Consider the following 20962-nt stretch of genomic DNA (forward strand, 5'->3'; position numbering starts at 1 on the left):
TGCCCGACCGTCACCAGCACGAGGAGCCTTGATGTCCTGGCAAGAAAGCCACCTGACGCGTAGATCCACGCTCGGCCTCATCGGTGCCGGCGCGGCCGCGACCGTCCTGGGCGCCGAGGGCACCGCGTCCGCGGAACCCGCCGCGCAGAGCGCGGGCCACGGCGCGGGCCACACCGCCGGGGTCACCCTCCTGGTCGACGGCGAGCCGGCCGCGGTCGGCAGCTACGCCTTTCCCGCCGAGGCCGGGGAAGTCGTCCTGGACAACGGCCTGGTGCGCTTCACCTTCGGGCGGGACGACGCGGCAGGCGGCGTGGTCACCGGCTGGACGGACACCTCGATCACCGCGACCTCCGTCGTGGTCGACGGCACCGAACTGGCGCACAACCTCAACGGCGTCGACCCCCGCGACCCGGACCGCCGGCACTCGTTCTACATCGACGCCGCGGGCGGCAAGTCCCGGCTGATCTGCGGCGAGGTCAAGGTCGTCCGGGTGAGCCGCGACCTGGTCGAGGTCGCGTTCGTCGACCTGACCAGCGAGCCGCTGCGCCACGAGCACCACCTGATCATGCGCACCGGCAAGCGCGGCCTGTACGGCTACGACATCCTCACCGCCACCGCGGCGACCTCGATCAGCGAGATCAGGATGAACACCCGCTGGGACCGCGCCATCCTCGACCACTGCTACAACTGGGAGCGCGGCAAGGGCCAGCAGCCCACGTACGCCTACCTCGCCACCCAGCAGAGCGTCGGCGACGAGACGTGGCTGGTGGACGGCGTCAACAACCCTGAGCTGCCCTCCCCGGGCAGCAACGCGGGCGGTACGAAGCCGGGGGACGTCTACACCAAGTACGACTGGAGCCACTACCACTACGAGAACCCGATGTTCGGCCACTACGGCAACGGCTTCGGCGTGTGGTTCACCCCGCTGAGCGGCGTGTCGGACAAGACCCTCGCGGGCTTCTACGGTGTCGGCCCGCAGCGCCAGGACCTGGCCATCCACCAGGACGCGCTGATCCTCAACTACTTCTCGCCCAACCACTACGGCCTGCCCTCCTACAGCCTGCCCGCGGGCTACCGGCGGCTGTACGGCCCGTGGTTCAGCTACGTCACGGTCGGCGACCCGGCGCACCCGGACGACGTGATCGACCAGGCCGCGCTCATCGCCCAGCAGGAGATCGAGGAGAACCGCGCGGGGTCGGCGTGGGTCAGCGACCCGCTGTACCCGCCCCCCGGGCGGCGGACCACGGTCACCGGCCGGATACGTATCGCCGACGGCCGCCCCGCCGCCGACCTGTGGGTGCTGCTGAGCACCCAGGACGTGGACGACGTCTACACCATCCACGAGGCCACGCACTTCGTGAGGACCGACGAGAACGGCTTCTTCACCATCCCCGGCGTGCCGCCCGCCTGGCAGCCGGGCACGACCGACGCCGGCACGTACGTCCTCTACGCTTTCGCCGCCGACGGCTCGATCACCGGCCAGTACAAGCAGACCGGTGTCCCGGTGGGCGGGCGCGAGCAGAACCTGGGCACGATCACCTGGTCGCCGGTCGAGCACTCCACCTTCCTGTGGCAGATCGGCCGGGCCGACCGCACCGGCGGCGAGTACGCGCTGGCCACCAAGTCGCCGGTGCGGCCCAGCCCGCGCGACTACTTCAAGCCGGGACTGATCCCGCCGAGCCTGTCATTCACCATCGGCAAGGACTGGGAGCCCGAGGACTGGTATTACGCCCAGGTCGGCTCCGGGATCTGGACGGTGCACTTCCCGCTCGACGCGCCGCTGGACGGCACCGCCTACCTGACGGTGTCCTCGTCCATGCAGTCGGGCAAGCCGCCGGTCGTCACCGTCAACGGCACGGCGGCGGGCATCGTCGGATCGCTGCCGAACCACAACGACTCCACGATCGGCCGGCAGGCCGACCGCAGCGGCTATCCGCGGCTCGCGGTGCTGACCTTCCCGGCCTCGCTGCTGAAGGCGGGCGACAACACCCTCACCTTCACCACCGGTGACGGCGGCGCGTCCGGCACCCCGCAGCCCAACCCGCCCTCCGGCGGCTTCGGCTGGGACACCGTCGTCCTGGAGGTCGACGGCACGCAGGCCGCCAGGCCGGCCCGGCTGGCCGGCAGGGTGACGAGCCTGGGCACGTCGCACGGGTCGAGCACCTGGCGGGTGGAGGTCGCCAACCACGGTTCTGGACCGGCCAACGACGTACGCCTGGTGTCCCTCGACTGGTCGGACGGCCGGCGGCAGGGCGGTACGGACCGGCCCGCCGTGGTGGGCGCCGACCCGAACAGCTTCCCGGTCCCGGTGGCCGCCACGATCCCGCCCGGCGGGACCGCGTCGCTGACCGTGACGACCCGCGGCGGCCGCCCGCCGGGCGGCTCGGGAGCGCTGGAGTTCGGCCTGTCCGCCAACGGCGGCCGCACCCGGGCCACCGCCGAAGGCCGCCCGGGGCACTGAGCGCGTACGGGCCCCCGCCCGGCAGGTGGCCGGACACGTCGTCCGGCCGCCGCCGGGCGGGGGACCCGCGGCCGTCCGCTCAGCGGCAGAAGGCCTCCCGCACCGTGCCGCCGACCACGGCGCACCAGGTGCTGAGGTCGACCTTGCCGTTCGGGGTCAGGCCGTGCAGGTGCTGCATGGACTGCACCGCCTTCATCGTCGGGTGGTCGAACTCCCCGCTGGCGGTCACCTCCGCGTAGCCCTTGCGGACCAGCATGAACTGGAGCGCGGTGACGGGCAGCCCGGTGGCGTGCTTGTCGAGCGGCGGGGCGAGCGCCTCCCAGGTGGCGGTGTCGAAGGTGGCGTCCGGGGTCACCGGGATGCCGTGGGTGGTCTGGAAGTCGGCGAGCGCGGCATTCATGTCGCGACCGAAGACGCCGTTCGCGGTGAGCGCGTATCCGGCGTTGTCGAGCAGGTACTGCCCCACCTGGACGACCGGGCTGTCGACGAAGCGCCAGATGTCCGGCCACCGCCGCTCGGGCGCCGCGGAGGACGGGACGCCCAGCTCGTGCAGCACCCGCGTGCGGATCGTCGGGAACTGCGCGTAGAAGGCGATGCCCGGGCAGTCGGTGATCCGGAAGTCCCAGTGGCCGAAGATGTCCCACGCGTTGAGGCGGAACTGGCGGCACACCGCGACGCACAGCTGCACGAGCGAGTCGAGCAGCGCCTCGGGCGGCGTCTCGGTGATGTACGTGCCCTCGTTCTCGATGCCGATGGCGTTGCCGTTCTCACCCGGACAGTGGGCCGACACCACCTGGTGCCCGCCGGCGTCCAGGGTCTCCAGGCTGCGGTGCCTGCCCTCCAGGACGTAGCCGCCCCGGCTGACGGTGAAGTGCTGGCCGGTGTCCGCCCAGCCGTTGGTGTCCATGTGCAGGTTCTGGCAGTCCTTGGCCAGCTGGACGGCGTGCTCGCGCGAGTAGTCCGTGACGTTCGGGAACGCCATGTGGTGCAGGATGATCTTGTTCGTCGTGTTGCCGGTGATCTGGATCGGGCTGGACGGCGGCCGGGCGCCCCAGCTGTCGCAGTCGATGATCCAGGGGAACTCGGCCGAGGGCGCTGCCTCGGCGGTACCGGAGAAGGCGAGTTCGGTGCCGACAACCGCGGCGACCGCGGTTCCCAGTCCGACCCTGAACAGCGTTCGGCGATCCACCTCGTGCTCGTGCAAGGCCATGCATACTCCGCAGTGGACAGTGGGCGGCAGCTTTCGACTGCCGATGACTACCGGAGAATAAGGAGCGAGCGGGCGCCCGGCCGGGAACTTCTCAAGATTGGGGTCCGCTTGAGGGGAAGATCCCCTTTGCGGCCCGCCCCGCGCCGTTCCCGCGCCGTCTCCGTGCCGCGCCTGCGCCGTCCACGTGCCCGGAATGGGTAGCCGGACCGCGCATGGGTAGCCGAGGTGCGCACGGAGTTTCCCCGGCCGAGCATCGGAGGACCCACCATGGCGGTCACCCACCCCGCACAGCCAGTGAACCCGCACCTGCCGGACGAGGGGCTGAGCGTCCCGGAGGACGCGGTGCAACTGGCCGGTCACACCTCGCCCGCCGAGTCGGGCGTCTCCTCGCTCGACGCGCCGGAGCGCGACCCGCTCAGCCGCGGCTGGGCCACCGCCCCGGTCATCGGCATCATGCTCGTGGTCGCGGTCTTCGCCGCGGGCGCGCTGGGGATGGCGATCGAACTCATGCTGTGACCTGCGGTGACTCCTTGTCGCGAGAGGGCCCCCGACGTGGCGGTTGTCACGCCGGCGCCGGGAATCGATCGGTCCGCCGGGCGGCTGTCCCAGTCGGCGGGCCGCGGACCTCTGGGGCCCCTTCGGGCAAGGAAGTTGATCGTATGTACAAGAACATCCTGGCCGCCGTCGACGGTACGTCCCACGGCGCAGGGGTGCTGGACACCGTGGCGTCGCTCGCCGGACTGACCGGGGCGGCCGTCCACGTCATACACATCAGGCCCGCCCAGGTCGTCACGGACGGCATCTCCGGCGGCGTCTACACCACCGAGGAGGCCGCCGAGGGCCGTCAGGTCGTCGAGGAGGCCCTGGCCCGCCTGCGCGCCGACGGCGTCAGCGCCGACGGCGAGGTGGACGAGGGCCTGCGCGAGGACCTGGCGGGCATCCTTGTCGACCGTGCCTCGGCTCTCGGCAGCGACCTAATCGCGGTCGGCCCCGGCCACTACAGCGGTATCTCCGCGCTGCTCCACAGCAGTGTCAGCCGCGGTGTCGCGAAGACGTCCCCGGTCTCGGTCCTCCTCGTCCGCACCGAGGCCTGACCCCGGAGGCAACGCATCGGCCCGGCCCGACCGCGCATCCGCGGTCGGGCCGGGTCGATCCGTTTTCCTCGTGCGGCGAGATGTCCCCTCCTGGGCCCCCCGCACGAGCTGGGCGACCCGCTAGGGCCTGTCCGGCGGATCTTGCCGGGCCTGCGACGCCCGGCACCGCACCCCTCCCCCTGCCTTCGGCGGGAGGTGCCCCCAGCGTTGTCGAATCATCCTTGTACGACCCGGTACGAGGACGATTCTCCGCCTTGCGATGTACGGCACCGGACGCCGCAGGCTGATCCGCCAAGATCCGCCGGACAGGCCCTAGGCGGTGACCGCGGTCCGGAGGTGCGAGTCGGCCTGAAACGGTTCACCGTTTGACGAACTCGTGCCGGCGGCCTCTCGGCCCCCGCAACGCCGCGCTGACCTGCGGCGATTGACGGGCTGCCACCTTCCGGAGCGGCTCGAATCACCGGCTCGGCAATATTGATGCGTGTTGCATCATTGACGCTGCCGGGTACGGAGTACAGGATTCCTCACGGCTCACTTGTGTGTCCGGCACCTCAGGCCTCTGGCGTGACAGGTGTAGTTGACCCTCTGACAACGTTGTCAGGGGGGCGGAGAGAGGAAAGTATGGCTCCACGAACGCAGCGCCTGCGGACCGCCGCGGCGACCGCGGCCACAGCGCTCCTCGCCGCGGCGGCGGCGATGCTTCCGGCCCAGCCCGCCGGTGCCACCGGCGCCGCCGGAAGCGGCGGCGACCTCACGCACCTCGTCGACTCCTTCATCGGCACCCAGAACGACGGCAACACCTACCCCGGCGCGGCCGTCCCCTTCGGCATGGTGCAACTGTCGCCCGACACCGGGCACAACACCGGCTACGACTACAACCAGGACCACATCCTCGGCTTCAGCGCCGTCCACCTGTCGGGCGTGGGCTGCGGCCTCGGCGGCGACCTGCCGGTGCTGCCGACGACCGGCGCGATCACCGCGACCGACGACACGCAGTACGCGGCCCGGTTCAGCCACGCCGACGAGACCGCGTCGCCCGGCTCGTACAAGGTGAAGCTCGGCACCGGCATCACCGCGGAGCTGACCGCCACCGACCGCACCGGCTGGCAGCGTTACACCTTTCCCGCCACCGACCAGGCCAACGTCCTGCTCAACTCCGGCCAGGCGCTGCACAAGGTCACCTCCAGCACCGTCAGGGTGCTCGATGACCGCACGGTCGTCACCGCCATCACCGGCAGCGGCTTCTGCCAGGACACCCGGCCGTACACGGTGTACACCGAGACCCGCTTCGACCGCCCCTTCACGGCCTACGGCACCTGGAACGGCGCCGACGTGACCGCCGGGAGCCGCACCTCCACCTCCACCGGCCTCGGCGGCGCCTACGTCCGCTTCGACACCACCGCGAACCGCAGCGTCACCGCGGTCACCTCGCTGTCCTGGGTGGACGCCCGCGGCGCCGCCGCGAACCTCGCCGCCGAGGGCCGCGGCGGCTTCGACGCCACCGCTGCCGCCGCCAAGCGGGCCTGGCAGGACCGGCTCGGCCAGATCCGCGTGCAGGGCGGCACCGACGAGCAGCAGCGCACCTTCTACTCCTCGCTCTACCGCTCCTTCCTCGCGCCGAACATCGGCAGCGACGTCGACGGCCGCTACACCGGCTGGGACGACAAGGTGCACTCCGGCGACGGCTCGACGTACTACCAGAACTGGTCGCTGTGGGACACCTACCGCACCCAGCAGCAGCTGCTCTCGCTGCTGGCGCCGCGCGAGTCCCGCGACATGGCGCTGTCGCTGCTGCGGGTCGCCCAGCAGAGCGGCAGCCTGCCGCGCTGGGGCTACGCCACCGTCGAGACGAACATCATGACCGGCGACCCCGTCACACCCTTCCTGGTCGACGCCTACCGCCAGGGCCTGCTCAAGGGCCACGAGGAGGAGGCCTACCAGGCGCTGAAGAAGCACGTGGACACCGTCCCGCCGGCGTCCTCGCCCGCGGCCGGGCGGCAGGCCGACGCCGAGTACCTGGCCGGCGGCTACGTCCCGTACGACCCGGCGCACCCGGGCAAGCCGGGTGACAACGACTTCCAGCACGGGCCGTCGGCGACGCTCGAGTACGCCCTCGCCGACGCGGCACTGGGCGGTATGGCCCGCGACCTCGGCCACACCGCCGACGCGCGGCGGTACCTGGCCAGGGGCCAGAACTACCGCAACGTCTTCGACCCGCGCACCGGCTTCTTCCGCGCCCGCGACACCGACGGCGGCTTCGTCGGCCCCGCCGACCCGGCGGCGAGCACCGGCTTCCACGAGGGCACCGCCTGGCAGTACATGTGGCTGGTCCCGCAGGACGTGCCCGGCCTGGTCGGCCTGATCGGCAGCAGCCAGGCGGCCAACGCCCGGCTGGACTCCTTCTTCGCCTACGACCAGCTGGTCGCGGACCCCGCGGGAACCGCCCGCGACGTGTGGGTCAACGGGCCGTACTCGTACTACAACCAGGACAAGTACAACCCGCAGAACGAGCCCGACCTCAGCGCCCCCTACACCTACCTGTCGACCGGTCAGCCGTGGAAGACCACCGACGTGGTGCACGCCGCGCTGACCCTCTTCACCGACGCGCCGAACGGCGTCACCGGCAACGACGATCTCGGCACCATGTCGGCCTGGCAGGTGCTCTCCGCGATCGGCGTCTACCCGATGGCGCCGGGCACCGACCTGTGGGGCCTGTCGACCCCGCTGTTCAGCCGGGTCGACCTCACCCTCGACCGGCACTACTACCCGCACGGCCGGCTGGCGATCACCGCGCCCGGCAGCTCGGGCACCGACCGCTACATCCAGTCGGCGCGGCTCGGCGGCCGCGGTCTGACCCACACCTACGTCACCACCGGCGACATCAGGGCGGGCAAGGACATCGCGCTCACCGTCGGCGGCTCGCCCTCGGCGTGGGGCACCGCGCCCTCCGACGCGCCGCCCGCCCTGGACACCGCCACCGACACCACGCGCCGCACCGCCGCCTCGGTCTCCCCGTCCCCGGTCGGCGTGCTCGGCGGCGGCACCGCGGCCGACGTCACGGTCGACGCGGTCCTCACCGCGCCGGGCACGGCGTCCGGCACCGTCACGGTGACCGCGCCCGCCCCGCTCACCGCGGACCCGGCGCACAGCTCCTTCACCGTCGCCTCCGGCATGCTGCCCGCCACCCACGAGGTGCCGGTGCACATCACCGCCCCCGCGGGCACCCCCGACGGGACCTACCCGGTCACCGTCGGGGTTGCGCAGGCCGGCGGCCCCGCCGTCACCAGGACGGTGCAGGTCTCGGTGACGACGGCGACCTGCCAGGGCGCCACCGGCTCCTGCCCGCAGGACCTGTCGGCCCAGTACACGGTCGACGGCGTCGGTACGGCGGGCGGCACCGGCGCGGACTTCGACGGCACGGGGACGAGCTTCCCGGCCGAGCAACTGCCCGCGCCCGGCACGGGCGTGCTCGGCGGGCACGCCTACCGCTTCCCCGACACCGCGGGCAGCGCGCCGAACTTCGCGACCGCCCACGGCCAGACGGTGCCGCTGACGGCCCGCGCCTACTCGGCGCTCGACGTCCTGCTCACCGCCCACCACGGCGACGTCCGGGCCACCGGCACCGTCCACTACGCCGACGGCACCACCGCGGACGTCCCGCTGACCGCGACCGACTGGGCGGCCGGCGGCCCCCGGCTCGGCGAGGACCGGGCGGTCCACGCCGGCAGCCGCTACAACGCGCAGGGCGCACCGGACGGCGTCGCGGTCGACATCTGGCATCTGACCGTACCGCTGGACCCCGCGCGGACCGCGGTCTCCCTCACCCTGCCCGACGACCCGCGTCTGGCCCTCTACGCGCTCAGCGGGCGCAACGCATGACGCGGACGGACCGCCGGCTCACCGGCACGAGCACCGCCGGCACCAGCGCCGCCGGCACGAGAACAGAGAGCACGAGAACAGAAAGGCAGCACCGCATGAGAAGTGGCCGAACCCGCCGCACGCTCACCAGACCACTGCTGGCCGCAGTGGTCGTCCTGGGCCTGACCGCACCGGCGTCCGCCCTCGCGCACGCCGAGTCGGCCGGCTCGGGGCAAGGCCCCGCCTTCGCGACGTCCTTCGAGTCCGGTGACCCGCAGCCGACCTGGACCGATACCGCGGAGACCGACGCCAAGGGCGACCCGGAGGTCTCCGGGGTGACCGCGGGCACCCTGCCCGTGCTGCCCGGCAGCGTCAAGGACAAGATCGCCGAGGTCACGGCCAGTTCGGACAACCCGCCGAACGAGGTCGCCAAGAACGCCGCCGACGAGGACGCCAACACCAAGTGGCTCACCTTCGCCGGCACCGGCTGGCTGCAGTACAAGCTGTCCGAGGACGTGACGGTCAAGAAGTACGCCCTCACCTCCGCCAACGACTCCCCGGAGCGCGACCCGAAGGACTTCACCCTCCAGGGCTCCGCCGACGGCGCCGGCTGGACCACCCTCGACACCCGCAGCGGCGTGAAGTTCAGCGGCCGGCTCAAGAGCAACGTCTACGACGTCGCGAACCCCGGCGCGTACCGCTACTACCGGCTGAACGTCACGGCGAACACCAGCGGCGGCATCGTGCAGCTCGCCGACCTGATCCTGTCCGACGGCTCCGCGCCCCCGCCCCCGGTGTCGGGCATGACCAGCGACATCGGCGCCGGCCCCTCCTCGGGTCCGAACGTCAAGCCGAGCGTCGGCTTCACCGGCCTGAAGGCGCTGGAGTACGCGGGCAGCCACACCCGCTCCGGTGCCGTGCACGCCTGGAACAAGCTCTACGACGTGCACATCCCGGTGCACCGTGACACGCAGCTGTCGTACGACATCTTCCCCGAGCTGACCGGCGGCGACCTGAAGTACCCCAGCACGTACGCCTCGATCGACCTGCACTTCACCGACGGCAGCTACCTCAGCAGGCTGCGGACCCCGGCGCAGGACCAGAACGGCGTCACGCTCAGCCCTGACGGCCAGGGCGCGGGCAAGATCCTCTACGCCTCGCAGTGGAACGCCGTCGCCTCGGCGATCGGCAAGGTGGCGGCCGGCAAGACGATCGACCGTATCCTGCTCGGCTACGACGACCCGGCCGGCAGCGCGGAGGCGGGCGCCAACACCCAGTTCAAGGGCTGGATCGACGACCTCGCCATCGGCGCGGCCCCGGCCCGCGACACCTCGGCGAGCTACGCCGAGCACGTCGACACCCGGCGCGGCACCAATGCCTCCGGCTCCTTCTCGCGCGGCAACAACCTGCCGCTGACGGCGGTTCCGAACGGCTTCAACTTCTTCACGCCGGTCACCGACGCGGGCTCGACCGGCTGGGAGTACAGCTACGCCGCGCAGAACAACGCCGACAACCTGCCGACCCTCCAGGCGCTCGGCATCAGCCACGAGCCCAGCCCCTGGATGGGGGACCGCGACACCTTCCAGGTGATGCCGTCCGCCGCGGCCGGCACGCCGGACCTGAACCGGAGCAAGCGGGCGCTGGCCTTCGACCACAAGGACGAGGTGGCGCAGCCGCACTACTACGGCGTCACCTTCAAGAACGGCATCAAGGCCGAGATAGCGCCCACCGACCACGCCGCCGAATTCCGCTTCACCTTCCCCGGCGACAACGGTGACCTGCTGTTCGACAACGTCAACAACAACGGCGGTCTCACCTTCGACGCCGCCGCGGGCACCCTCGACGGCTACTCCGACGTCAACACCGGCGGCGGCGAGGCCGCGACGCGGATGTACGTGCACGGCGAGTTCGACCGGACCCCGGGCACGGCCACCAAGGTCACCGGGCAGGGCCGGGACAACGTCACCGGCTACGCAGGGTTCGACACCTCGGGCGACAAGACGGTGACGATGCGGATCGCCACCTCGTTCATCGGCGCCGACCAGGCGAAGAAGAACCTGGACCTGGAGATCCCCAAGGGCACCTCCTTCGACACCGTCAAGAACCGGGCCGAGCGGCAGTGGAACGCCAAGCTCGGCAAGGTCGAGGTCCAGGGCGCCGGTGACGACCAGCTCACCACGCTGTACTCGAACCTCTACCGGATGAACCTGTATCCCAACTCCGGTGCGGAGAACACCGGTACGGCCGCCAAGCCGGTCTACCAGTACGCCAGCCCGTTCTCCCCGGCCACCGGGGCCAGCACGCCCACCCGGACCGGCGCGAAGATCGTGGACGGCAAGGTCTACGTCAACAACGGCTTCTGGGACACCTACCGCAGCGAGTGGCCCGCCTACTCGCTGCTGGAGTCCGACACCGCGGGCGAACTCGCCGACGGCTTCGTCCAGCAGTACAAGGACGGCGGCTGGACCGCCCGCTGGTCCTCGCCGGGATACGCCGACCTGATGACCGGCACCAGCTCCGACGTGGCCTTCTCCGACGCCCTCGCCAAGGGCGTCGACAACTTCGACGCCAAGGCGGCCTACGAGGCGGCGGTGAAGAACGCCACCGTCTTCCCGACGGCCGGCGGCGTCGGCCGCAAGGGCCTGGACACCTCGGTGTTCGACGGCTACACCGACACCTCGGTCGACGGCAGCGTCTCGTGGTCGCTGGACGGCTACATCAACGACTACGGCATCGGCACGATGGCCGCCAGGCTCGCCAAGGCCCCGCACACCTCCGAGGCCGACCGCGAGCGCTACCAGGAGGAGTCGGCGTACTTCCTGGGCCGCGCCCGGAACTACACCACGCTGTTCAACCCGAACGTCGGCTTCTTCGAGGGCCGCACGGCGGACGGCTCGTGGCGCGTCCCGGACGCGCAGTACGACCCGCAGCAGTGGGGCAACGAGTACACCGAGACCAACGCGTGGAACTACGCCTTCACGGTGCCGCAGGACCCGAACGGCCTTGCCGCGCTCTACGGCGGCCAGAAGGGCCTGGAGAAGAAGCTCGACGCCTTCTTCGGCACCCAGGAGACCGCGGACGGCGACGCCGGCGGCTACGGCGGCACCATCCACGAGATGCTGGAGGCCCGCGACGTCCGGATGGGCGAGCTGGGCATGAGCAACCAGCCCTCCTTCGGCATCCCCTACATGTACGACTACGCGGGGGCGCCGGCCAAGACGCAGGCCGCCGTACGGCAGATCCAGCAGCGGCTGTTCACCGGCAGCTCGATCGGCCAGGGCTACCCGGGTGACGAGGACAACGGCGCCACGTCCACCTGGCAGATATTCAGCGCGCTGGGCTTCTACCCGCTCCAGGTCGGCAGCGACAGCTACGTGATCGGCTCCCCGCTGTTCACCAAGGCCACCGTCCACCTGGACAACGGCAAGGACATCGTCGTCAACGCGCCGAACAACAGCCGCGACAACGTCTACGTCCAGTCGCTCAAGGTCAACGGCAAGAGCTGGGACAAGGTCTACCTGACGCAAGGACAGCTGTCGGCCGGCGCGGTGCTCGACTTCACGATGGGCGCCAAGCCGTCCTCGTGGGGCACCGGGAAGAACGCGCTGCCGGCCTCGCTGACCCCGGCCGGCGGCACCCCCGACCCGCTCACCGACACCACGGGACCCGGCCTCGGCGCCGGCTCGGCCGCCGGCGGCACGGACGTGGCCGGCCTGTTCGACAACACCTCGGCCACCCAGGTGGACCTGCCGGGCGCCAACCCGGCCGTCACGTACGCCTACAGCGGTACGGGCGGCAAGCCCGCCACGGCGAGGAAGGCGGCCTTCTACACCCTCACCTCGGGCAGCACCGCCGCCGCCCAGGACCCGAAGAGCTGGCAGCTCCAGGGCTCCTCGGACGGCACGCACTGGCGGACGCTGGACACCAGGAGCGGCCAGGCCTTCACCGACCGGCTGCAGACCCGACCGTTCGAGATCGCGCACCCCGGCGCGTACACCTCCTACCGGCTGGTGGTGACCGCCAACAACGGCAGCAGGGACACGACCTCACTGGCGGAGGTGGAGCTGCTGGCCCACCGCTGACGCCACGCCGGAACGCCGGACCCCGCCGCCCGTCCAGGGCGGCGGGGTCCGGCGTGCCCGCACGGACTACTCGCCGCGCCACACGTTGTCGAAGGCCGCCTGCTCGATGTCCCGCCGCTGCCGTACGGCGTCCAGCTCCATCACCGCCTCGCCGGTCGTCGCCAGCACCGTCACGACCTCCTCGTCGGCGACCGCGGGGGCCGGCTCCACCGCTTCCGCGGGGATGCCCAGGGTGGCGGCCAGCAGCGTCAGCACCGGCTCGCGCGAGGTCCAGCGCTCGGCCGCGGCGCGGCGGGCCGGCGAGTCCACCAGCTCCGCCGGACCCGGGCGGCCCGGGAGCAGCCGCCGGTGCCCGCGGGTGACCAGCCCGCCGTCCTCCAGGGCGGCAAGATAGGCCGCGGACAGCGCCCGGCCCCTGCGCCACAGCCAGTCCTCGACCGACTCGTACGGCAGCCGCCGCACCAGCGCCGCCTCGGCCTCGGCCAGCAGCCGGTCGCCCGGCGTCGCCCCTACGCCCGGCACGATCAGGTCGCCGTCCAGCGAGGCGAGGCCGCCGTCGAGCAGGTCGACCAGCTCCGCGCCCGCGAGGGCGAGCGAGAGGTCGCCCGACTCCACGGGGCGGCCGGACTCCACGTCCATGGCGACGATCATCAGGTCCTGCGCTGTGGTCATGGGGCACTCCACGTCAGGGTGGGGGCGGCTGGTGCTCCGCCCGGCCGGGCGACACGTCCTTGCCTACAGCACCGACGGTAACCCGGCAGGGCGGGTCGCCGTGCCGAGCGCCCTGTTCAGGTGGCCTGTAGCGTGAGGAGGAGGATTCCGGGCGGGATGCCGGGACGGGCGATCGACGGCCGGGGACGAGTGGAGAAGGGGCTCTGCATGGGAGCGGATGCGGCCGGCGCCGACCGTGCCGGGCGGCCCGACGGGCAGGCCGGGCAGCCGGACGGGCAGGCCGGCGGGCACGGCGGCCCCGCGGACGCGCGCGGGCCGAAGATGGCCTCCGTGGTGGTCTTCGTGCGCGACCTCGACCGGGCCGTCGACTTCTACCAGGACCTGCTGCTGATGCGGGTCGCGGTCCGCGCGACCTCGGCGACGCTGCTGGTCGGCGCGGACGACACGCAGCTGTACCTGCGCGTCATGGGCTCCGGCGGCGAGCACCCGCTCGGTGCCATCGGCGTGCAGTACGTCATCTGGACCGCGGACAGCGCCGAGGACCTCCAGCGCTGCGAGCGGCTGCTCAAGGAGCGCGACGCGCACGTCGCCTCCAGGGAGTCCGGCGAGGGCGTGACGGTGGTCGAGGGCCGCGACCCCGACGGCCTGCCGCTGGTCATCACCCATCCCGGGCCGCACGGTGCGGCCCGGCAGGAGATCATGGCGCGGATCTACGCCTGGTGACGGGCGCGGCGGTCCTGCCGGTCCGCCCGGCGAGGAGGTGCGGGCATGACCGAGGACACCGCGGACGGCGAGCCGCGCCGTGACCGGTCGGTGGCGTCCCTGGAGGAGAGGCTGCGCCGGCTCACCGACGGCCAGGGCAGGCAGCGCCGGCTGCTGGACGCGGTCGTGGCCATCAGCGCCGACATGGACACGCGCACCGTGCTGCGCCACATCGTGACCGCGGGGACCCACCTGATCGACGCCCGCCACGGCGCACTGGGGGTGCTCGGTGAGGACGGCGCCGTCGTCGACCTCATCACGGTCGGCGCGCCCGAGTGCGACACGTCGGGCGCCCCGGCGGGCCACCCGTCGACCCGCGCGGTGCTGGGCGTACCGCTGACCGTACGCGGCACCGTCTACGGGAACCTGTGCCTGACCGGCAAGAACGACGGCACGCCCTTCACCGACGACGACGAGGCCCTGCTGACCGCGCTGGCCAGCGCCGCGAGCGTCAGCATCGAGAACGCCCGGCTCTACGAGCGGCTCAAATACACCACCGAGCAGTTCCAGCGGCGCATGCTGCCCGACCTGCCCGACCTGGGGCCCATCGAGGTACGCGCCCGCTACCAGCCGGCCTCCGAGCTGCCCAGGCTCGGCGGCGACTGGTACGACGTGCTGGTGCTGCCCGACGGCGTGCCGTGCGTCGTGGTCGGCGACGTCACCGGGCACGACCCGGGCGTCGCGCCTGTCATGGGGCAGTTCCGCTACATGCTGCACGCCCTGGCCCACGACCGGGGCGGGCCGCCCGGCACCGTCGTGTCGAAGCTGGACGACGTCGTCGGCACCCTCGACGACCCGCCCGCCGCCACCCTGGTGTTCGGCCGGCTGGAGGAGCGGCACCCCGGGCGGTACACCTTCCACTGGACCAACGCCGGCCACCCGCCGCCGCTGCTGATCCCGCAGGAGGGCGCCGTCCGCTTCCTCGCCCCGCCCCGGCACGGCATCCCGGTCGGCGTCGACCCCCGGCTGCCGCGCCCCGACCACGAGCACCCGCTGCCGCCGGGCAGCACACTGGTGCTGTTCACCGACGGCCTGGTCGAGCGCCGCGACCAGGACATCGACGAGAGCCTGCGCGCGCTGGCCGCGCACGCGGGCTCGCTGGCCACGGTGACGCCGGACGCGCTGTGCGACGAGCTCCTCGCCCACCACGGCCAGGTCTTCGACGACGACGTGGCGATCCTGGTCGTCCGCGTCCCGCCGCTGCCCGGCAGCAGACCCGGTCCCCAGCCGCGGTCCCAGTCCTGGTCCCCGTCCTAGCCCTGGTCCTCGCCCGCCAGCCACTGCGTGAGGACCGCGGCCTGGCTGTGGTCTACGTCCTTGGTGGCCGTCAGCAGTGTCAGCCGCCGGCCGTCGCCCGCGAGGCCGCGCAGGTGCTCGGCGGCCGCCTGGTGCTCCGCGTCGCGCAGTTCGGCGCGGTAGCGGCGGCGGAATTCGGCGAAGCGGTCCGGCTCGTGGCCGTACCAGCGGCGCAGGTCCGTCGAGGGGGCGACGTCCCGCAGCCACTCGTCCAGGTGCGCGTCCTGCTTGCGCAGGCCCCGCGGCCAGACCCGGTCCACGAGCACCCGCGTACCGTCTCCGGGCGCGGCCTCCTCGTAGACTCGGCGGTAGGTGATCGACTCGGCCATGGCGGCACCTCTCCCTGACGGGTCGCCCCCGGCGGGTCCCATTTCACCGGCGGTCCACGCCGCCGGTCCGGTACGCGGGGGAGAGGCGGAGGAGGCCATGGCAGCCGGTACGCCGGGCGCCGTCCCGGATGACCCGGACGCCCCGGGCTTTCCCGCGGCGGCCGCCGCCCGGGCCGGCTCGGTGCCCGCGCTGGACGGCGCGCTGACCACCTGCCGGGCCTGCCCGCGGCTGGTCGCCTGGCGCGAGGAGGCCGGCCGGGTCAAGCGGCGGGCGTACGCCGACTGGACGTACTGGGCCAGGCCCGTGCCCGGGTTCGGCCCGCAGGACGCCCCGCTGGCGATCGTCGGGCTCGCCCCCGCCGCGCACGGCGGCAACCGCACCGGGCGGATGTTCACCGGCGACCCGTCGGGCGACGTGCTCTACGCCGCCCTGCACGCGGTGGGCCTGGCCTCCCGGCCCACCGCCGCGGACCGCGGCGACGGCCTCGAACTGTTCGGCGTACGCGTCACCGGCCCCGTGCACTGCGCCCCGCCGGACAACCGGCCCACCACCGCGGAACGCGACACCTGCCGCCCCTGGCTGGCCCGCGAGTTCCAGCTGCTGCGCCCGACGCTGCGGGCCGCCGTCGTGCTCGGCGGCTTCGGCTGGCAGGCGCTGCTGCCGGTGCTGCGCGACGCCGGCTGGCAACTGCCGCGGCCTCAACCGGCGTTCGGGCACGCCGCCCATGTGCTGCTGCACGACGCCGGCGGCGAGCTGCACCTCTTCGGCAGCTACCACCCGAGTCAGCGCAATGTCTCGACCCGCACGCTGACCCCCGCGATGCTCCGCGACGTGTTGCGCACCGCGGGCCGAACAGCAGGTCTGCCGGTGCGCGACTGACACGGACCCAGGCAGAGGGATTGACAAGCGGCGGCGGGGGTTCCAGTCTATGGCAACGTTGTCAGTCTCGATCAGGGCTTCGGTTCCACCGCGCTACGGCAACGTTGTCATCAGGGGTCGGCGTACCTGCCCCTGACCGCTGGTCAGCAGGACTCGTACTCGTGATTGGACCTCGCGCATGGCGCATCAGTCGCAACCGTCGGCCCACCCCTCCCGGCGGACCGTCGTCGCCAGCGGCTCGACCCTGCTGGCCGGATTCGGACTGGCCGCCGTCCCGGGAGTGAGCGCCGCCGCGGACCCCGGCGACCGGCCGGCCGGGCCCGCGGTGCCGGGTGGACCGGCCGCGCCCGGCGAACTGGCCGCCTACCGACCGGTCGAGGTCTCCTCGACCGACTACGCGCCCACCCCGGCCGCGTTCGCCGTCGACACGGTCAACTCACCCGGCGTGCGCGGCACCGGATGGCGGGCGGCGGACGGCGACCCCCAGTGGATCTCCGTCGACCTGCAGGCCGACTGCCAGGTCACCGCGATCCGGCTCACCTTCGAAGGCGAAGCGCACGACCCGGTCTTCACCAGGCCCGCCTCGGGGAACTGGTCCGACGGCACGACAGGGCAGGAGATCCTGTCCAGTTACGCCGTCGACTTCGTCGTCGAGACCTCCCGCGACCGGCGCTCGTGGACCAGCGTCCACCGCACCACCGCCGGCACCGGCGGCGTCGTGGACATCGCCCTCGACCAGCCGGTCGTCGCCCGCTGGGTGCGGATGACCTCGCGCAAGCGGTCGAACCCCAACCCGCTGGGGCTCAACGGCTTCGAGGTCTACGGCACCCCGCCCGCCCACCGGGCCGTCGCCACCGGCTGGACCGACTGGGGCCGCCACGACCACCGGCCGCCCGCGCTGACCGTCGCCGCCGACGGGACCGTGCCGCTGGAGTCCGGCTGGACGCTGACCATGGACGACTGGGCCGGCGGCGAGGGCGCGGACCTGTCGCGTACCACCGTCGACACCAGCGGCTGGCTGCCCGCGACCGTACCCGGCACCGTGCTGGCGTCCCTGGTCGACCAGGGCAAGCTGCCCGACCCGGTCGCGGGCCTGAACAACCTGCACATCCCCGAGGCGCTGTCGCGCCACTCCTGGTGGTACAAGCGGGACTTCGAGCTGCCGAGCGGCCTGCGCACCGGCGCCGGCCGCCGGGTCTGGCTGGAGTTCGACGGGGTCAACCACCAGGCCGACATCTGGCTCAACGGCCGGCACGTCGGCGGGCTGACCTACCCCTTCGCCCGCTCGGCCCACGAGGTCACCGGCCTGCTGGCGGCCGGCGGCAACGGGCTCGCCGTGAAGATCACGCCGATGCCGATCCCCGGCAGCCCCGGCGACAAGGGGCCCGCGGGGGAGTCCTGGGTGGACGCGGGCGCCGGGCAGATGAACCTCAACTCGCCCACCTACCTGGCCGTCTCCGGCTGGGACTGGATGCCGGCGGTGCGGGACCGGGTCTCCGGGATCTGGAACCACGTCAGGCTCCGCTCCACCGGCGACGTCCTGATCGGCGACCCGCGGGTGGACACCGTACTGCCCGGTCTGCCCGACACCTCCGTCGCGGAGCTGACCCTCACCGTGCCGGTGCGCAACGCCGCGGACGCCGACCGCACCGCGACGGTCTCGGCCTCCTTCGGCGACGTCCACGTCTCCCGTACGGTCACCGTCCCCGCCGGGCAGAGCCTCGACGTCACCTTCGCCCCCGACGCCTTCAGCCGGCTGCGGCTGCGCGACCCCGAGCTGTGGTGGCCCAACGGGCTCGGCGACGCCGTCCTGCACGACCTCGCCACGACGGTCTCCGTCGGCGGCACCGTGAGCGACCGGCGCACCACCCGCTTCGGCATCCGCCAGTTCGGCTACGAGTACGCGGTGCCGCTGCCCTTCACCGGCGGCGGCGACGCCTGCACCCAGTCGGTGGACGTCGGCCCGCGGACCGCCCGCCACGTGCGGATCCACTGCCTGACCAGGGCGACCAACTGGGGCGCCTCACTGTGGACGGTCGCTGTCGTGGACAGCTCGCAGCCGTCCGTGGACCTCGCGCTGCACGCGTCCGCGACCTCCTCCACCGTGGACGAGGACGACCACGGACCCGGCAACGCCACCGACGGCGACCCCGCCACCCGCTGGTCCTCCGCCTTCCAGGACGACCAGTGGCTCCAGCTGGACCTGGGGTCCGTCCGCTCCTTCGACCGGGTCGACCTCACCTGGGAGCAGGCGTACGCCAAGACGTACGTGGTGCAGGTCTCCACCGACGGCTCGGCCTGGACGGACGCCGCGGCGGTGGACAACTCCGCCGTGCCGCTGCCCTTCAACGGCGGTGACGCGAGCCTGCAGACGGAGGAGTTCGGCGCCCGGACGGCCCGCTACGTGCGGATCGACTGCGGTGTGCGGCAGACCAGTTGGGGCAACTCGCTGTGGTCCCTCTCGGTGGTCGACAGCAACCGCCCCGGCACCGACCTGGCCCTGCACCGCGGTGTCACCGCCTCCAGCGAGGACCCGTCCAACCCGGCGGCCAACGCCACCGACGGCGATCCGAACTCCCGCTGGTCGTCCCTCTACGCCGACCACCAGTGGATCCAGGTCGACCTCGGCTCGCCGCAGGCCTTCGACCGGGTGGTGATCCTCTGGGAGGCCGCCTACCCCAAGACCTACACCATCCAGGTCTCGGACGACGGCCAGGCCTGGACGGACGTGAAGTCCGTGAAGAATTCACCCGACCCGCTGCGCATCAGCGTCAACGGCGTACGGGTGCTGTGCCGCGGCGGCAACTGGGGCTGGGACGAACTGCTGCGCCGGATGCCCGCGGAGCGGATGGACGCGGCCGTGCGCATGCACCGCGACATGAACTTCACCATGATCCGCAACTGGGTCGGCAGCAGCGACCGCGAGGAGTTCTTCGCCAGCTGCGACGAGCACGGCATCCTCGTGTGGAACGACTTCCCGAACGCCTGGGGCATGGACCCGCCGGACCACGACGCCTACAACGCCCTCGCCCGCGACACCGTGCTGCGCTACCGCAGCCACCCCTGCGTGGTGGTCTGGTGCGGTGCCAACGAGGGCAACCCGCCCAAGGCGATCGACGACGGCATGCGCGACGCCGTGCGGTCCCAGGCCCCCGGCATCCTCTACCAGAACAACTCGGCCGGCGGCGTCATCACCGGCGGCGGCCCGTACAACTGGATCGAGCCCGAGCGCTACTACGACCCGGCGTCGTACGGCAGCAACAGCTTCGGCTTCCACACCGAGATCGGCATGCCGGTGGTCTCCACCGCCGAGAGCATGCGCAACCTCGTCGGCGACAGCCCCGAGTGGCCGATCGGCGGCGCCTGGTACTACCACGACTGGAGCGAACGCGGGAATCAGGCCCCGCAGAACTACAAGGCCGCGATCGAGGCCAGGCTCGGCACCGCACGGGACCTGGACGACTTCGCGCGCAAGGCGCAGTTCGTCAACTACGAGAACACCCGCAGCATGTTCGAGGCGTGGAACGCCCATCTGTGGGACGACGCCAGCGGCCTGATGCTGTGGATGTCGCACCCCGCCTGGCACAGCACCGTGTGGCAGACCTACGACTACGACTTCGACGTCAACGGGACGTACTACGGGGCCAGGTCGGCCTGCGAGCCCTTGCACGTCCAGGCCGACCCGGTGACCTGGCAGGTCATCGCGGTCAACCACACCGCGAGCGAGCTGCGCGGCGCCCAGGTCACCGCCCGGGCCTACGACCTCGCCGGCCGCCCGCTCGGCGCCGCCCGCACCGCCCGGGTGGACGTCGGCTCCGCCGCCACAGCCGAGGCCTTCACCGCCGGGTGGACCGGCGACCTGCCCGACCTGCACCTTCTGCGGCTGGTCCTGGCGGACGGACGGGGCCGCGAGCTGTCCCGCAACACCTACTGGCGCTACCGCACCCCCGCCGCCATGACCGCGCTCAGCACCGCCCGGCAGGTCCGCACCTCGGCCACGATCGGCCGGGTCACCGCCGACGGTTCGCGCCGCGGGCTGACCGCGACCGTACGCAACCGGGGGTCGGCCGTCGCCGCGATGGTCCGGCTGTCGCTGCTCGACCAGCACACCGGCGAGCGGGTGCTGCCGACGCTCTACGGCGACAACTACCTGTGGCTGCTCCCCGGCGAGTCCCGTACGGTCCCGCTGTCCTGGCCCGCGCACGCCCTGCCCTCGGGCCGGCCCGAGCTGCGGGTGGAGGGCTACAACAGCCCGGCGGTCACCGCGAGGTGAGCCGGCGGCGGACCGGCGTTCTCGTTATCGCGGGGCGCCGGTCCG

Annotated in this window: 11 protein-coding genes and 1 pseudogene; 9 read left to right on the forward strand and 3 right to left on the reverse strand. The window is 72.5% G+C overall.

Going from position 1 to position 20962, the window contains the following annotated elements; translation table 11 throughout:
• The first annotated feature begins 31 nt into the window (after nt 1–31).
• The gene (locus BUE44_RS14965; protein WP_073498318.1) at nt 32–2461 is read left to right on the forward strand and encodes a polysaccharide lyase family 4 protein; all 2430 of its coding nucleotides are present in this window, start codon (nt 32–34) and stop codon (nt 2459–2461) included.
• A gap of 79 nt (nt 2462–2540) precedes the next feature.
• Here the strand turns inward: BUE44_RS14965 and BUE44_RS14970 are convergent, their stop codons facing one another.
• Nucleotides 2541–3671 carry a peptidoglycan recognition protein family protein gene (locus BUE44_RS14970; RefSeq protein WP_073498320.1) on the reverse strand — a complete coding sequence of 377 codons (1131 nt, stop codon included), beginning with the start codon at nt 3669–3671 and terminating at the stop codon, nt 2541–2543.
• Nucleotides 3672–3938: 267 nt separating this feature from the next.
• On the opposite strand from BUE44_RS14970, the gene BUE44_RS37465 reads away from it, so the two are divergent.
• The 4 genes and pseudogenes from BUE44_RS37465 to BUE44_RS14990 all read left to right on the forward strand — a co-directional run bounded on the left by BUE44_RS37465 (nt 3939) and on the right by BUE44_RS14990 (nt 12705).
• Entirely contained in the window at nt 3939–4187 is a 249-nt protein-coding gene (locus BUE44_RS37465; RefSeq protein WP_159450255.1) for a DUF6480 family protein, read from the forward strand.
• 143 nt (nt 4188–4330) lie between these two features.
• Nucleotides 4331–4765: a universal stress protein gene (locus tag BUE44_RS37470; protein WP_073498324.1), complete on the forward strand. Its 435-nt coding sequence runs from the start codon at nt 4331–4333 to the stop codon at nt 4763–4765.
• 621 nt (nt 4766–5386) lie between these two features.
• Nucleotides 5387–7732, forward strand: a pseudogene (locus BUE44_RS14985) (GH92 family glycosyl hydrolase); the annotation flags it as partial.
• A 1007-nt stretch (nt 7733–8739) separates the two neighbouring features.
• The gene (locus BUE44_RS14990) at nt 8740–12705 is read left to right on the forward strand and encodes a GH92 family glycosyl hydrolase (protein ID WP_073498326.1); all 3966 of its coding nucleotides are present in this window, start codon (nt 8740–8742) and stop codon (nt 12703–12705) included.
• 66 nt (nt 12706–12771) lie between these two features.
• Here BUE44_RS14990 and BUE44_RS14995 read toward each other — a convergent pair whose 3' ends face one another.
• Nucleotides 12772–13377, reverse strand: a complete 606-nt coding sequence (locus tag BUE44_RS14995; protein WP_073498328.1) for a GPP34 family phosphoprotein — start codon at nt 13375–13377, stop codon at nt 12772–12774.
• A 207-nt stretch (nt 13378–13584) separates the two neighbouring features.
• On the opposite strand from BUE44_RS14995, the gene BUE44_RS15000 reads away from it, so the two are divergent.
• Both BUE44_RS15000 and BUE44_RS15005 read left to right on the forward strand, forming a co-directional pair.
• Nucleotides 13585–14100: a VOC family protein gene (locus BUE44_RS15000; RefSeq protein ID WP_079189765.1), complete on the forward strand. Its 516-nt coding sequence runs from the start codon at nt 13585–13587 to the stop codon at nt 14098–14100.
• A 45-nt stretch (nt 14101–14145) separates the two neighbouring features.
• On the forward strand, nt 14146–15396 hold the full coding sequence (locus BUE44_RS15005; RefSeq protein ID WP_073498330.1) for a PP2C family protein-serine/threonine phosphatase: 1251 nt from the start codon (nt 14146–14148) through the stop codon (nt 15394–15396).
• On the opposite strand, the gene BUE44_RS15010 is transcribed toward BUE44_RS15005, so the two are convergent.
• On the reverse strand, nt 15393–15764 hold the full coding sequence (locus BUE44_RS15010) for a DUF488 domain-containing protein (RefSeq protein ID WP_073498332.1): 372 nt from the start codon (nt 15762–15764) through the stop codon (nt 15393–15395). The genes BUE44_RS15005 and BUE44_RS15010 overlap by 4 nt on opposite strands.
• A gap of 97 nt (nt 15765–15861) precedes the next feature.
• Between BUE44_RS15010 and BUE44_RS15015 the strand changes: the two genes are divergently transcribed.
• A complete protein-coding gene (locus BUE44_RS15015; protein ID WP_073498334.1) occupies nt 15862–16644 on the forward strand; it encodes a uracil-DNA glycosylase in 783 nt (260 codons plus the stop codon).
• Between the two features lie 178 nt (nt 16645–16822).
• Nucleotides 16823–20917: a discoidin domain-containing protein gene (locus BUE44_RS15020; RefSeq protein ID WP_073498336.1), complete on the forward strand. Its 4095-nt coding sequence runs from the start codon at nt 16823–16825 to the stop codon at nt 20915–20917.
• Nucleotides 20918–20962: the final 45 nt, after the last annotated feature.

Source organism: Actinacidiphila paucisporea (assembly GCF_900142575.1).
Lineage (GTDB): Bacteria > Actinomycetota > Actinomycetes > Streptomycetales > Streptomycetaceae > Actinacidiphila > Actinacidiphila paucisporea.